This window comes from Mammaliicoccus sp. J-M41, from assembly GCF_022385935.1.
GTDB classification, from domain to species: Bacteria; Bacillota; Bacilli; order Staphylococcales; family Staphylococcaceae; genus Mammaliicoccus; species Mammaliicoccus sciuri_A.
Genome location: NZ_JAJNIR010000003.1, coordinates 90,312 through 105,149, shown reverse-complemented (window position 1 = coordinate 105,149; position 14,838 = coordinate 90,312). Strand labels below are relative to the sequence as shown.

Genomic DNA, 14,838 nt, shown 5'->3' with positions numbered 1-14,838 from the left:
CATTGTTACTTCATGTGATCATCTACTTAAGAGATTATATTTTTCATTCTATTATAATTAATTGTATGTCCAATTGTTCTTGCAACTGCTTTTGCAGTATCGTTAGATGATGATAATTACATTGTATATAAAGCATCTCTCATTGTTATTTTGTCACCGACTTTCAATTTCACACCAGATTCTCCAACAAAATCACTTTCATTGAAAGTTATTGTATTGTTGATGTTTTCCATGTTTTCTAACATAACGATTGCTGTTACTACTTTCATCATACTTGCAGGATTTTGCTTAAGTGTCTCATTTTTCGACAATAAGATTTCTGGTCTGAAATTTGTTAACAATACTGGATTTACTTTTGGATATTTGATGATTGAAAACGAAGAATTTGCATCTCCTATTTTTGTAACATCATAATTTTCGTTACTATCTTTCTTAATAGCTTCATCAATTGCTATTTTCGAATCATTAAATCGATCCGAACTACCTCTCATAATAGTAGCAACAAATATTTCATTATTTGTATATATAATCGCTGTTAAATTTTTTATAAAACCAACTGTTCCCGTTTTACCACCCAAAATTTTGTAATAATTATCAATAGACGGACTAGCTACACTTGTTTCTACTATCAAACTTCTAGCATTTTGTCCTAATACATGTAGATTGTACGATTTTTGTCCCCAAACATTGGCAATTTCTTGATATGCACTCGCTTGTAAAGTAAAAATATTAAAATCATATGCTGTAGATAATTGACCAACAGCAGTTAGACCAGTTGAATTAAGTATTTTTGTATCGTGGCATCCTAATTGTATTGCTTTTTTATTCATTTCTTTAATAAAAATTTGTTCAGCTTGTTCATCAGTTATATCAGTGTCATTGAATTTTTTTATCTCTTTATCGTTATGTATAGTCATTACATCACTCCTCATTTTTAAAGATGATTGTAAAAAACACTAATTCATCGAATTACGTTAACGAAACTTGAATTCATTATACCAACAAGTAGTGTTACTTTCATTTTTGACTATTAATACATTACAAAGTGATACCTCTCATTATTTGCACCTTTGGACAGAACTGCTAATAACAGTATCAGTATTTGCACCTTTGGACAGAACTGCTTTTAATGGCACCTGTACTTACGTAAAAACCTACATTTTCATCTATACACATACAAAAAACCCGTGAAATCTTCACATTTCACGGGTTTCTTTCTATTTACATCATCATTTGCGGATTAATCAAAGAAAATTACTACTATCCGACATAGTCTAAAATGATTGATCATTGCAGTATTTATAAAATATTATCAATTAAAATTTTCAATACATTTTCCTGTTGTCTACAAAAATTGCCCTTTTTTTGCCCTTGCTCAAATTTTAAGTTATCAATCTAGTTTCTACATTATAATATTGTTTTCTATAAATTTAAATATTATTACTATTAATAAACTACCTTTACAAAACAGAACGCTTGTTCGTACGATGAATATAATGTATAGTATAGTAAAGTAAATTTCTTAGGAGGAAATAGTAATGGAATTGAATAAAGTTGTAGAAGAAAGTATGAAAATTCGTAAAGCATACCATGCTTTAGAAGAAAAATATCATGGTAGAAAATGGGAAATACAAGAAGATGCATTGGCGATGTCAACAGATGTTGGATTGATTAACAGACTTATAATGGATGAAGCAAATATTTGGCCAGCTAAAAAAGATGAAACAAATAACTTAGAATATAAAATCGGTGAAGTTGTATGGTGGTTAGCAGTTATATCAGATAAAAGTGAAGTGGATTTTAACAAAGCTGTAGAAGATTTTATCAAGAAAAAACAAAATGATTTTAATATTGAGTAAATTTTACAACCTGTATTAAGTAACTGTTTTTCGGTTACTTTTTTATTTTATAAAAACACCCGCCAATTAATAGGACTACTTTAGGAATTTGTACCCACGTAATAAATCAGATGAAAAACGAGATGATAAATAAGCTAGAATACATGGAAAAAGAGAAGGTTTTTAATCAACTTGCCCCGAGTTTGCCCTCAAAATCACTTAAAAAGAACAGAATGGTCGTTAGTATAATAGAATAAAAAATTATACGTGATAAAGTTGTATTAAGAAAATTAAATGATATGTTAGCGCAGAAATTATTTTATGATCCACCAGCAACGATTAAGTATTGGGAAGATGGATACTACAAAACTATTGAATGTGAGATAAATAGATTTGATAGTGAAAGGAATAAGTTAGAAGTTATTAAAGACAAGCAGAAGATAAGATTGAATATGGATTGTATTGTGGGAATAGAGTAAACTATTTTTATAAGGAGATGATGATTATAAATATAAATTTTTATACAAAAAGTGGAAGTATTGATAAAATTAATTTCTTATACGATCATGGTGTAGAATTATTTGCTGCTATAGTTACTTTACTTGCTTTTGGTCTTACGTTTTATAGTATTTGGAATAATAATAAAAAAGATAAAGATAATGAAATAAAAAGAAATCATAAAACATTACAGATGATAGATTTGATTACTGAGCATCATAGAAAAAAATTTGAAGTTATGTTAAGTAAAATCAATAATTTTGATTATAATATTGGTAATGTTGAATTATTACATGATGTACCCATGTATGAAATAAAATTTGATTCAGGTTATCCTCCATATAAAAATATATATAGATATGAAACACCTTTGTTTAACTCATATATAACATTTTCTAAATACGATTATTTAAAAAGTGAATTAGTCATTAATTGTATTGATAATTACGATTTTGAGATAAAAAAATTAGTAAGTAACCATCATTTAAGTTTAAATAATGATTCATTAGATAAAATAACAAATAAATTACTTACTTTGAAAAATTTAAAGTTTGGTATAAGTGACTTTAATTTACTTTCACTATATTTATATGAGTCATCATATAAATACGAAATATATAAAGGTAATAAAAAATATACTGTAAAATATGATCAAGAATTATCAAAAGCATTAAGTCAAATAGAAGCTCTATGTAAACTAATTAAAGATGTTCAAAAACCTATATCATAATAAAAAGGCGACTGTCTGTAGCAGCCACCTCTATATAGTCTTAACCTCTTCCGCTTAATTAAATTATAGCATATAAAAAACCCACCAATTAAGGTGGGTAATTTTTATGATTAAATTAAATTTTCATTATCATTTGTATCTATATTTTCATAATCACTTTTATCATCATACGGATTAATAAAATCAATTATATTTTCTTTGTACTTTAAAAATAATGCTATAATTGTTGCTATTCCCAGTAAATTAAATATTTTATTTTGTTTTTTCATTAATAAAATCCCCTATAAACTTAGATGATTGACCCTTTTCTAAAGAACAGAATTTTTCATAAAACTTTTCTATTTTGTCTTTATATTTTTTTTTGTGTTCATCTATATTTTTTAATTCTTCAGCTAATTTAAATTCATCTGTTATGATTTCTCCTGGTAAATCATTCATATAATCCATATAGAAACCTCTTAAACCTTTATCATATTTCTCTATATCATATGCAAAGAAATATTGCGGTCTTTTAAGTATACCAAAATCAAACATTACTGATGAATAATCCGTAATAAGTGCATCCGATATTAAATATAATTCAGAAATATCACTATAATTAGATACGTCAATTGCAAAATCTTCATATCCATTTAAATCTAAAGCATTAGCAATTAAATAATGCATTCTTAACAGAATCACATAATTTTCTCCTAATTCTTTTTGTAGATTTTCTAAATTAATCTTTAAATCAAATAAGTATTGTCCCTTTTTGACAAATTCATCATCTCTCCATGTAGGAGCATACATTATAACTTTTTTATCTTCAGGTAAATTTAAGTCTTTTTTGATTTGATTGATGTATTCTTGATCATTGCTTCTGTTAACTAATATATCATTACGTGGATAACCAATTTCCCAAGTACGTTCTTCATCCATCCAAAATGCCGTTTTAAAAATATTAGTAGAATACCTATTTGGAGAAACTAAATAATCCCATCTAGAAGTCTCAGCATAAAAATTCTTTTTATATTTAGCTGTTGTTGTACCTGGCATTCTTACAACTTTCATATCATTAGCTAAGCGTTTTAATGGTGTACCGTGCCAAGTTTGAATATATATTTGATTTTCTTTTTTATTTAAATATAACGGTAGCCTAGCATTAGAAACCCAAAACTTAGCTTTAGAATAAGCATCATAATATTCTTTAGAGCCCTTTTTAACTTTTTCAGCATTACCTATAATTACATTTTTATCTGGATTATTAAATACCCATATATAGTTTAATTTAGGATAATTTTTTTGCATATACTCATAAATATATTTCGGGCTATCACTATAGTTCTTACCACCAAATGATTCAAAAACAATTGTATTTGAATCTACAGATTCTTCCTTATCCAATAGTTGATATTTAGACCTATTTTTCATTTTATTATTTTGCACTATATTTTTAACATGTCTACTTACACTTCTTAAATTGTTGACATATTTAGCATTTTCTACAGCGTTCATAGATAAAAATAGTATCTCTAAATTATAAAGTAGTTTTGAGTCTTTTAATAAATCCCACTTTATGGTCTTAACAATTTTAACCAATGGTTTCTCGAGCATATTATACCTTAACTCAATGTCTCTTAAGGAAGGGTCAAAACCATTTTTAATCTCTAATTTCATTTTATGAGTTAAAAAATTTAAGACTTTTTTATTATTTGTCCTCTTTACTGAATCGATGTAACTATTGACGTAGTCTTCAAAAGTTAAAATAAAATCTTGGTCACTTAGAGTGTTTCCTTCGAAAGGATCATATATTTCTCCTCTGTAATAAAAAGGAAAGTCAAATAATCTTACAAATCTCTCAGCATAGTTTATATAATCCAGTATAAATGATGCATCTGTATATATTTTTAAATTTTCATTAAATCTAATATTATGCGCTTTTATAATTGCTGTTTTAAATAAAATATTACAAGCAGTATTTTTTCTTAAAAATGAATTGGGATTTGATTTTTGAGTTAAATATTCAATTCTTATTTTGTCTTTATCTACATATTGAGGTTTATTAATTGTAAATTTATGAATAGGTGCTATTAAACCATCTAATCCATTAACTTTTGACAAATAATACTCAACAGCATAACTTGCCAATTGATCATCGGCATCTAAAAACATTAAGTATTGTGTGTTAACTTTTTCTAATGCTTTGTTACGAGCGTATGCATGTCCAGAATTATATTCTAATTTAATATACGTAATACTTTTATCGTAATCACTAATTGAGTCTTTAATCAAATTAGCTGATGAATCAGTTGAACCATCATCAACTATAATTAAATCAAAGTTTTGATTTCTTTGTTTCTTTATACTTTCAATACAATCTAAAATATGTTCTTCATTATTATAATATGTAATAATAATTGATAGCTTATTCAATTTTATCTCTCCATTTTCTAAACTCTTTACTATTGTAGCTCATCTAATAATTTTTTATAGTTATTTATCGCAGATTGCTTACTAAAGTTTTCACTTAATTTTACATTTTTAAGAGAGTTATTTCTAGCATTTTCCATAGCAATTGCTAACTCATCTATATTATTCTTATCTACCAATATACCATTTTGATAATTTTCTATTAATTCACTTGGACCATACTTAATATTATAAGATATAATAGGACAACCATTGTTTAAACTTTCCATTATAGTTAATCCAAATCCTTCAAATTTACTCGTCAATATAGATGCTATTGATTTCCTAAATACTTCTTTTGGATTATTTGTATATCCTTTAAACTCTACAAATTCTTCTAAATTTAATTCACTTATGAGGTTTAATAATATGTTTTTTTCTCCGTCTTCATCTTTCCCATATATAAGTAACTTTGATTCATACCCTTTTTTAATATACTTACTGAAAGCTCGTATAATATGATCAATTTGTTTTTCTTTAGATATCCTACCTACGTAACAAAACTGGTCAATCTTATCAATAATGTTGCTATCATTTATTCTTTCAACGAAGTGAGGTATAACTTTTATTTTACTATCATTAATTTGAAAGTCTTGCTGAATGTCTTTCTTTTGATAATTAGTAAGAACAATATATTTGTCTATTTCACTATTTTTATTTAATGCAATTTTGTATGAGCCTCTAATTCCATTATCAACTAAATGAGTACTATGAAATACTAATACCCTTTTCAGCTGTTTATTACACTCAATTAAAGATTTATCTAATAACCTAGCATCGTTGAATACTATAGCACCATCTTCAAAAACATGATTGAAATAATAAGTGAACATTTCTTTCTCGTTTTCAAAGAATTTATAAGGTCTACTATCACGATATAGTATGATATATAATAATTTGCTTTTTTCAACATCTGAGAAATACTTTTTTAAATATAATTCCCCTCTTTTATTGTAATATTCTTCATATAATTTTGAGTATTTAGTTGCAGAATAATTAGTGATTCTATGAAGTACGCCGTTTTTTGTATATTCTCGTCTTTCTAATTTCTTCTTTGAGAAAGGACTCATAAAATCTTCGAATTTTAATACATTAGTTCCCACATAAAAATTTCTGTATAAAACATACTCTTTGTCTTTATAATATCTAACAATATTTTTATCAATTTTTTCAATTAAATTTGGTACTTTAATCTTAGTTTCTTTTATTCTTTTATTAAAAATAGTTGGTTGTGTATACTTTTCTAGCAAGTTATCATTTGATAACCATTCATAAATATTTTTTATTATTAAAGAATCGTTTATAAGTCCTCTATCCTTAAAATCCTCATATATATTTATGTAATCAGGATCGTAGTTTGTTGTATGTATGATTGATTTTTGATTAAGATTCTCTTCAAGAAATTTAATCCTATATAATAAAGATTTAGTTCTACCTCCATGTACTTTTGGTAGTATTGATGTAATAGTATGTAGCAATACAATCACTCCTTCAATCAATTTAATACTTCAATTAAAAATTATTATAAAAAAACCCCACTCATAGGAGTGAGGGTGCATATCAAACTTAATTAAGATAAAAAAGTTTGTAAATTAATTAAACCATATTATGAATATATTGTAAATTATTAATCCTAGTATTTAATAAACAAAATGCTATTCATTTAGGTGGGCTTTTGCGTATTCAAATAATAACTTTGCACTTGATAGGCTTAAATTGTCTATAGAATTTTCGCCATTTTTAAGCCTACCAATTTTTGATCTACTTAATCCTGTTCCCTTTTCAATTTGATACGCAGTAATATCTGATGCTAACAATAGTCTAATCTCTGCATATACCTTATCTATTTCATTCATCAAATCACCCACTTAATAACTAATATTGCTATAAGTAAGATACCTGCACCGATTAAAAATTCTTTCTTTTCTTCTTTAGTTGTCTTGCGTACATTGATTTGCATTTTCATTGTTTTACAGTGAGTATTATTGTATTATAGTTAATGAGAAGGAGAGCAAGCTCTCCTGTTAAGTTATTGCTCGAATGTGAAGTCAATCTTGATAAAGTAGAAGTTTATCTTGATTGTGATTCTTACACATTTGAGCTTTTTTGTTTTACTCACTGTTTGCCACCTCCTTATATATTAATAATAACATAAACGTTCACGAACGTCAACTAAAATTAAAGATTTATTCTTAAATTTTTACATAAAAAATAACCCCATCACACAAAGTGACAGGGTAAGTAATGGACGTTTTAATATGAAAAAATTATCATCAAAGCTATAATCTACAAGGGTAGCCTTGATATTTCTATATTCCACATATAATTAATGTTAAACATAAAAATAATACTCCAGCCAATTTTCGTAGACTGGAGCATGTAATACATAAAAGTTTGTAATTTTGAGATTAGCCAAATTCTACTTATGTAGCTAAAGCTAGCTACATTTATTTCTACCCGTCTATGTATATTATAAACAAAAACAACCCTACCTAGTTTCCGCTAGATAGGGTTTTGTTAATAGTTGCATTAATTAACCTATAGAGTATGAAATTACGAATAATTTTATGAATACATTTTATCATAAATTTTTAAGATATTGTACCCCATAATGAACCAACTCCATGATTTGGTGGATTTACACCGTTCCATGTTCTTATTGGGATATAAGTACGTTTACCTTTACTATCGGTATAACCTATCCAAACATGCCCATCTTGTAAACATACTTCATCATACCTTACAGATTGACCTGAAGTAATACTCCCAGCCTGAGGCATACTTCTAAAAGGACCATCATATCTCTTAATAATTGTAGTGCTAGATGTAAATCTTGCTGACTCTGTTTTATACCAAGTACCATATTGGTTTTGTTGCCAACCACTTGTCGAATTATTATTAAACGTCGGTCTAATAAACCACATTTCTGTATCATAGTTATGATTGACTCTTTGGGCTACTTCAGATTTGTTTAGTCCTCCACCATACCAGTTTTGATCTAAGCTTTGGAACTGCATCAAATTACCATCAATATTACCATTCGTTACAATTGAAGTATGACCTGCTACCAAAAACAGAGGAACAATCTATCGAAGAAAATACAACAGAAATTCCTCAATCAGTTGAAGATACAACCACAGAACAACCTAATCAAGTGCAACAAACTGAGCAAAATGTTTTAACAGAAGAACAACCACCACTATCTGAACAACAAGTTGGATACGATGGTTCGCAACCTGGATGGAATTATAATGAAGATACAGGACAATTTACTGACAGAGATCCAAACTTTGAAAGTAATATGCAAAAAGAAGAAGAATTAATTGACCAATTAGAAAATGGCGATTTATCACAAGAAGAATATTCTAACCAAATGGACGAATTATGGAATCAATAATAATAAAATAATAGCTTTAATTTAGCTGACCACTAAATATTTTGGTCGGCTTTTATTTCAAACTTAAACCGAACATACGTTCTTATAAATTGGAGGAATAGAACATGAATACAAACACATTAATTGAAATCCCAGAAAGATATAAACAATTTAGAACTGGAATATCAAAATTTGCAACTTCAAGAGATAACAAAAGAATAGAAAATAACGATCAAGCAATTATTATTTACTTTGATGAAACAGACAACATTGAGCCTTTGCTATTTGATAAAGATATTGTAGTTATTAATGATGAAATGAACGGTACTCCTTTTAACCAGTTTGTTGCAGAAATTAATTTTATTGAATCAGATAGATTTGAAATAAAAAAACTATCAAACTATGTTGCTATAAATAACACCAGCTACTCTATTGAAGATATAAACAAAATAAATATAATCGGTAAAGTGATTAAGTTAATTAGATCATTTGATTAGATTTGGAGGATATTTTATGAGAGTCGAAGATATAGTAAATGATATCACTGCGTATACAATTTTAGATAACAGTGATTTAAATATAGAGTTTTTAAGCAATATTTATAACATTCTAGTCGTTTATAACTCCCCTATTACACTTTATGCCAAAGTAAGAAACAGAGACGTTATATTCGTCAAAAATGACACTACAGAAAACATGTGGAAAGCATTTTGTCATGAGTTTGCACATTTTCATTTGCATTTTGGCAATCAAACGAAAACAAAAAGTTTATTTAATTTTAAACAAGAAGCTGAAGCTGAAAAATTTTCTTTATTATTACGTATGCCTGAAAGATTAATCGTTACAAATGAGTTATGGACTGCCGAACAACTTGTATATTATTTTAAGGTAACGTATTTAGAGGCATATAAAAGACTAGAGATGTTAATCAATAGAAGTAAAACACATCGTCTAGTAGGCATTAAATCTATCTAGGAGGAATATTAATGTGGGTAGAAAAAATTAAAAATAAACATGGAAAGACACAATATAGATACTATGAAAAGTTTAAAGACCCCTATACTGCAAAATGGAGAAGAACAAGTGTAGTTCTAAATACAAACAACAAACAATCAAATCGTGAAGCAATTAGATTACTTGAAGAAAAGATAAAAAAAGAGATTAATGATTATTCTAGGGATAATAAGGAATTAACTTTTCACGCTGTGATTACTGAATGGTTTACATTACACACAAAAACATCAGGCATTAAGCCCACAACTTTACAAAATCATAAAATATTAATCAATCATTTAAAAGATTCAATAAATAAAGATGTATTACTATATAAAATAGATCATGCCTTTATGCAAAAACTTGTCATTAAATTATTTGATAATCATTCATCAAAAGTTTCAATTAGAGTATTAAATATGTTTGTAAGAATAATCAAGTATGCTGATAGTCATTTTAAAACTAATCTAAAAACAGAATTTGATACTATTACAATTCCAAAAAAACCAAAAACTATTGAAGAAATAGAAAAGGAAAAGAAAAAGCAATTTAATTACTTGGAAATGAATACTGTTTTAGAAATTAGAGACACCATTTTAAACAGCAAATATAATAACAAAAGGATGAAGTTCCTAGTTGCTAGTATTATCGAATTACAAGCATTAACTGGACTTAGAATTGGAGAAGTACAAGCGCTTAAAGTTGAAGATATTGACTTGCAAAACAAAACATTATCTGTAAATGGCACAATACACTGGTTAAAAAATGACGAAGGTTATGGTTATAAAGATACAGCTAAAACTATAGGTTCACACAGAACCATTTCATTGAATAAACGTTCATGCGATATATTAAAATCTGTTTTGTTAGAGCATAAAGCAATGGCTAGGTGGGTTGATAAATATAAAGATAGAGGATTTATATTTACAACTACAGGTGGAAACCCTATATACTCTCATAAAATAAATAGACTCTTAGCAATGGCAGCTAAGAGCCTAAATCTTGATAAACATATTACAACACACACATTTCGACATACACATATAAGTTTGCTTGTTGAAATGAATATATCATTAAAAGCTATAATGAAACGTGTAGGACATACAGATGAACAAACAACTATAAAAGTATATACTCACGTCACCGAGAAAATGGACAAATTACTTATTGAAAAACTCGAAAATATCCCATATTAGATAAAATCAATCAAATCTGCCCTTACTTTGCCCTTTGATAGTTTTAAAAATATATTTATAAGCTACAAACATTGGCAATTAAGGGTATTTTTCAATTATTTACATCATCATTTGCGGGTTAATGTCTATTTCTAGTGATAGTTTATCTTTTAAGTATTGCTCGTGATAATAATCATCTAAATATTGTAAGGCTGTTAATAAATCTGGTTCGTTCTTAAATTTAATTAATATTTGGAATCGATGTCTATTATTAATACGTGACAACGGGCTTGGTGATGGTCCTAATACAAAGGATTGTGTTGTAACGTGTTGCAACAATATACCATGTATATGCTTGGATGCTTTTAATACTTTTTTAATATCTGTATGACTAATAGTCAAATTCACAAGATAATAATATGGTGGGTACTTACCAATCTGTCTAAATTTCATTTCTTTTTGGTAAAAGGACATATAATCATTGCTTGTGACATCTAAGATAGCGTAATGATCTGGATTATATGTTTGAATCATGACTTCGCCTTGTTTCTCATGTCGCCCTGCTCTACCTGCAACTTGAGTCAGTAATTGGAATGTCTTTTCACTCGATCTGAAATCTGGCAAGTTTAACATCGTATCTGCATTAAGTACGCCTACTAATGTAATATTTTCAAAGTCCAGTCCTTTAGCAATCATCTGTGTCCCTAACAGAATATTTGCTTCTTGATTCCCGAAAGCTGTTAATAATTTTTCGTGAGCTCCTTTTTTCGAAGTGGTATCGACATCCATTCTAATAACTTTAGCGCGTTCGAATGTGTCATATATAATTTCTTCGACTTTCTGCGTGCCAACACCCATTTGTCGTATATGTTCACTTTCACAACTTGGACATCTTTGAGGCATAGGTTCACTGTATCCACAATAATGACATTTTAAATCATCATGTGTCTTGTGATATGTAAGCGAGATATCACAATTTGGACATTGTGGTACGTGTCCGCAATCTCTACATAATACAAATGATGAATGTCCTCTTCTATTTAAGAACAATACAATTTGTTCCCCTTTATCAATGCGATCTTGAATAGCTTTAGTCAGGTCATTAGAGAACATCGAACGATTACCTTCTTGAAGTTCTTCCCTCATATCAATGAGTTCAATTTCAGGCATTTTCTGTTGATTTACACGATCTGGTAATCCTAAATATTGATAAACATTTTTCTCTGCACGTGCAAAAGTTTCTAGACTTGGTGTAGCTGATCCTAATACGACTGGGCATTTGTGATATTCACTTCTCCATATCGCGATTTCTCTTGCATGATATCTCGGATAATCTTCTTGCTTATACGTTGCTTCATGCTCTTCGTCAATGATAATAAGACCTAATTTTTCAAATGGTGCAAAGACACTTGATCTTGCACCGACTGAAACACTCGCTTTACCATCTCTTATTTTTTGCCATTCATCGTACTTTTCACCTTTAGATAAACCGGAATGTAATACAGCAACTTCATCACCAAAGCGCGCTTTAAATCGGTTAACCATTTGAGGTGTTAATGCAATTTCAGGTACAAGCATAATCGCCTGTTCACCTTTTTTAAGTACATTCTCAATAGTTTGTAAGTATACTTCTGTTTTCCCTGAACCCGTCACACCATGTAAAAGAAACGTCTTCGATTCATTATTACGAACCGCTTCATCAATCTGTGTAAAAGCTTCATGTTGCGCTTCAGTTAATGCTTTATTATGTTCTTTTTCAAAAATACGATGCTCATACGGATCTCTATTCATAATGCCATCGTATTTTTCTAATATTTGATTTTTAACAAGCGTATTGATACTCGATTCTGAGAAACCTTCTTCTTTTAATGTTCTGAGCATGACATCTTCTCGTCTATGTTCAATTAAATAGTTCATGACATCAAGTTGTTTTTCTTTTTTACTCAATGACATCAAAATCTCATCTAATCGATCTGTAGGGACGATTCTTACACAAGTTACATATTTTCTTGTAAGTTGTTGACCTACAATTGTGTCTTTTATAATTGCCTCATTTTCTACAAAGTCTTCTAAAATAGAAACAATTTGAAGTTGTTGCGCTTGTTCAAATGTTAAAATACCTTCTTTATTAAAATGATTTAAATATTGTGCAGGAATCCCTTCTGGATCAGCAACACAATATACTTTTTGATATTTAGCTTTGACAGCACTCGGTAACATAATTTCTAAAGCCGAAATACGCTTAACTAAGTGAAAGTTAGACATCCATTCACTCAGTTCAATGAGTTCCGCTGTTAACTCTGGTTTAAAATCTTTAACACGAATGATTGATTTTAATTTAGACTGATCAATGTCACTTGTTAATTCTTCACTTATGCCAATGACAAACCCTTGAATTTTACGTGGACCAAAAGGCACTTCAACTCTAACACCGACTTTGACGATATCTTCAATATCTTGCGGAATTAAATAATCAAATATTTTGTCGACATTTTTAGCTGGAATATCTACGACTACATTTGCAATCAATCTTCCCACCTACTAGTAATTTCATTTAAAATTTTGATGGCCACTTGTTGTTTAGAAGCTTTAGCAATTGGTACTTTATCTCCATTTGCAAAATACATATCTACTTCATTATCTGAAGATCTAAAACCAATTGCCTCATTCGCAACGTGATTGGCAACGATGACATCTGCATTTTTCTTTTTCAATTTACCCATTGCATATTCTTCGACATTATCTGTTTCAGCAGCAAATCCAACTAAGTATTGCTTACCTTTATGTTCTCCTAAATATTTAAGGATGTCTGTCGTTCTTTTAAATGTAAGCTGCAAGTCGCCATCTTTCTTTTTCATTTTATGTTCAGAAGTTTCAACTGGTGTGTAATCAGCGACTGCTGCTGCTTTAATAATCATGTCCATATCATTCATACGTGATTTAACAGCTTGGAACATATCTTCAGCACTTGTTACTTGAACAAATTCTACGCCAACAGGTTGCGTTAAATTTGTCTCTCCACTTACTAATGTAACGTTCGCCCCTAAATCTCTTGCAGCTTCAGCTAATGCATAACCCATCTTTCCACTTGAACGATTTGTAAAATAGCGTACAGCATCTACTTTTTCAACTGTTGGTCCAGCAGTTACAAGTACGTTTTTACCTTTTAAAGCAAATGTTTCTGGTTGTGCTTGTTCTTTAAAATAATCATCAATAATTGTCAAAATGGTAATCGGTTCTTCCATTCTACCTCTTGCAACATAACCACAAGCTAAATAACCTTCCCCAGGCGCGATGAATTTATAACCATAATTTCTTAAACGAGACATATTTTCAACGGTAGAAGGATGTTCAAGCATATGAACATTCATTGCTGGTGCGATAAAAACAGGAGCAGTCGTAGCGAGTAATGTTGAAGTCACCATGTTATCTGCTAAGCCATTCGCTAATTTACTAATTGTATTAGCTGTTGCAGGCGCAACAATGACTGCATCAGCCCAGTCAGCTAACGTAATATGTTGAATTTCACTGACATCTTTTTCGTCAAAAGTATCTGTATAAACGTGATTGCGACTGATAGCTTGAAATGCCAATGGTGTCACAAACTGTTTCGCATGTTCAGTTAACATGACGCGCACTTGATAGCCGCTTTGTGTTAATTTGCTCGTTAAATCTATAGCTTTATAGGCAGCTATTCCCCCAGTTACAGCTAGAAGTATATTCTTCATTTGTGTACTCCTCCGATTAATTCGATTCTTAAACTTTATACTTATTATACAT

The 14,838-nt window shown here is 29.0% G+C and carries 15 protein-coding genes; 7 read left to right on the top strand and 8 right to left on the bottom strand.

The features are described from left to right. Nucleotides 1-116: 116 nt before the first annotated feature. Nucleotides 117-917: a D-alanyl-D-alanine carboxypeptidase family protein gene (locus LQ686_RS02435; RefSeq protein ID WP_158263680.1), complete on the bottom strand. Its 801-nt coding sequence runs from the start codon at nucleotides 915-917 to the stop codon at nucleotides 117-119. A gap of 621 nt (nucleotides 918-1,538) precedes the next feature. On the opposite strand from LQ686_RS02435, the gene LQ686_RS02430 reads away from it, so the two are divergent. From LQ686_RS02430 to LQ686_RS02420, 3 genes are all read left to right on the top strand, one after another. Beyond that, nucleotides 1,539-1,859 (top strand): nucleoside triphosphate pyrophosphohydrolase family protein, encoded by a 321-nt coding sequence (locus tag LQ686_RS02430; RefSeq protein WP_107596975.1) that lies wholly within the window; start codon nucleotides 1,539-1,541, stop codon nucleotides 1,857-1,859. 239 nt (nucleotides 1,860-2,098) lie between these two features. Continuing rightward, entirely contained in the window at nucleotides 2,099-2,317 is a 219-nt protein-coding gene (locus LQ686_RS02425) for a YolD-like family protein (RefSeq protein WP_311404883.1), read from the top strand. Nucleotides 2,318-2,337: 20 nt separating this feature from the next. Next, nucleotides 2,338-3,066: a hypothetical protein gene (locus LQ686_RS02420; protein WP_198472176.1), complete on the top strand. Its 729-nt coding sequence runs from the start codon at nucleotides 2,338-2,340 to the stop codon at nucleotides 3,064-3,066. 110 nt (nucleotides 3,067-3,176) lie between these two features. Here the strand turns inward: LQ686_RS02420 and LQ686_RS02415 are convergent, their stop codons facing one another. From LQ686_RS02415 to LQ686_RS02395, 5 genes are all read right to left on the bottom strand, one after another. Next, nucleotides 3,177-3,335 (bottom strand): hypothetical protein, encoded by a 159-nt coding sequence (locus tag LQ686_RS02415; RefSeq protein WP_158011183.1) that lies wholly within the window; start codon nucleotides 3,333-3,335, stop codon nucleotides 3,177-3,179. After that, nucleotides 3,319-5,478 carry a bifunctional glycosyltransferase/CDP-glycerol:glycerophosphate glycerophosphotransferase gene (locus LQ686_RS02410; protein WP_198472178.1) on the bottom strand — a complete coding sequence of 720 codons (2,160 nt, stop codon included), beginning with the start codon at nucleotides 5,476-5,478 and terminating at the stop codon, nucleotides 3,319-3,321. Before LQ686_RS02410 ends, LQ686_RS02415 begins: the two co-directional genes overlap by 17 nt. Nucleotides 5,479-5,507: 29 nt before the next feature. Next, nucleotides 5,508-6,992: a glycosyltransferase gene (locus LQ686_RS02405; RefSeq protein ID WP_239733124.1), complete on the bottom strand. Its 1,485-nt coding sequence runs from the start codon at nucleotides 6,990-6,992 to the stop codon at nucleotides 5,508-5,510. A 177-nt stretch (nucleotides 6,993-7,169) separates the two neighbouring features. Then, nucleotides 7,170-7,370, bottom strand: coding sequence for a hypothetical protein (locus tag LQ686_RS02400; protein ID WP_070373244.1), 201 nt, complete (start codon nucleotides 7,368-7,370; stop codon nucleotides 7,170-7,172). Nucleotides 7,371-8,105: 735 nt separating this feature from the next. Next, nucleotides 8,106-8,585, bottom strand: a complete 480-nt coding sequence (locus LQ686_RS02395; RefSeq protein ID WP_239733123.1) for an SH3 domain-containing protein — start codon at nucleotides 8,583-8,585, stop codon at nucleotides 8,106-8,108. Here LQ686_RS02395 and LQ686_RS02390 point away from each other — a divergent pair. From LQ686_RS02390 to LQ686_RS02375, 4 genes are all read left to right on the top strand, one after another. Further along, entirely contained in the window at nucleotides 8,564-8,911 is a 348-nt protein-coding gene (locus LQ686_RS02390; RefSeq protein WP_107596982.1) for a hypothetical protein, read from the top strand. The genes LQ686_RS02395 and LQ686_RS02390 overlap by 22 nt on opposite strands. 104 nt (nucleotides 8,912-9,015) lie before the next feature. Beyond that, nucleotides 9,016-9,387 carry a hypothetical protein gene (locus LQ686_RS02385; protein WP_107596983.1) on the top strand — a complete coding sequence of 124 codons (372 nt, stop codon included), beginning with the start codon at nucleotides 9,016-9,018 and terminating at the stop codon, nucleotides 9,385-9,387. Between the two features lie 16 nt (nucleotides 9,388-9,403). Further along, nucleotides 9,404-9,865: an ImmA/IrrE family metallo-endopeptidase gene (locus LQ686_RS02380; RefSeq protein ID WP_058612451.1), complete on the top strand. Its 462-nt coding sequence runs from the start codon at nucleotides 9,404-9,406 to the stop codon at nucleotides 9,863-9,865. Nucleotides 9,866-9,876: 11 nt separating this feature from the next. Beyond that, entirely contained in the window at nucleotides 9,877-11,079 is a 1,203-nt protein-coding gene (locus LQ686_RS02375; RefSeq protein WP_119475248.1) for a tyrosine-type recombinase/integrase, read from the top strand. Nucleotides 11,080-11,178: 99 nt separating this feature from the next. On the opposite strand, the gene priA is transcribed toward LQ686_RS02375, so the two are convergent. After that, nucleotides 11,179-13,587, bottom strand: a complete 2,409-nt coding sequence (priA, locus tag LQ686_RS02370) for a primosomal protein N' (RefSeq protein ID WP_107565734.1) — start codon at nucleotides 13,585-13,587, stop codon at nucleotides 11,179-11,181. Further along, nucleotides 13,584-14,786, bottom strand: a complete 1,203-nt coding sequence (gene coaBC, locus LQ686_RS02365; protein WP_107596929.1) for a bifunctional phosphopantothenoylcysteine decarboxylase/phosphopantothenate--cysteine ligase CoaBC — start codon at nucleotides 14,784-14,786, stop codon at nucleotides 13,584-13,586. The genes priA and coaBC overlap by 4 nt, the downstream gene beginning before the upstream one ends. Between the last annotated feature and the right edge of the window lie 52 nt (nucleotides 14,787-14,838).

Coding starts and splice junctions, on each gene's coding strand:
- LQ686_RS02380 (WP_058612451.1), top strand. CDS start 9,404: ATGAGAGTCGAAGATATAGTAAATGATATCACTGCGTATACAATTTTA.
- LQ686_RS02385 (WP_107596983.1), top strand. CDS start 9,016: ATGAATACAAACACATTAATTGAAATCCCAGAAAGATATAAACAATTT.
- LQ686_RS02430 (WP_107596975.1), top strand. CDS start 1,539: ATGGAATTGAATAAAGTTGTAGAAGAAAGTATGAAAATTCGTAAAGCA.
- LQ686_RS02415 (WP_158011183.1), bottom strand. CDS start 3,335: ATGAAAAAACAAAATAAAATATTTAATTTACTGGGAATAGCAACAATT.
- LQ686_RS02400 (WP_070373244.1), bottom strand. CDS start 7,370: ATGAATGAAATAGATAAGGTATATGCAGAGATTAGACTATTGTTAGCA.
- LQ686_RS02420 (WP_198472176.1), top strand. CDS start 2,338: ATGATTATAAATATAAATTTTTATACAAAAAGTGGAAGTATTGATAAA.
- LQ686_RS02375 (WP_119475248.1), top strand. CDS start 9,877: ATGTGGGTAGAAAAAATTAAAAATAAACATGGAAAGACACAATATAGA.
- coaBC (WP_107596929.1), bottom strand. CDS start 14,786: ATGAAGAATATACTTCTAGCTGTAACTGGGGGAATAGCTGCCTATAAA.
- LQ686_RS02435 (WP_158263680.1), bottom strand. CDS start 917: ATGACTATACATAACGATAAAGAGATAAAAAAATTCAATGACACTGAT.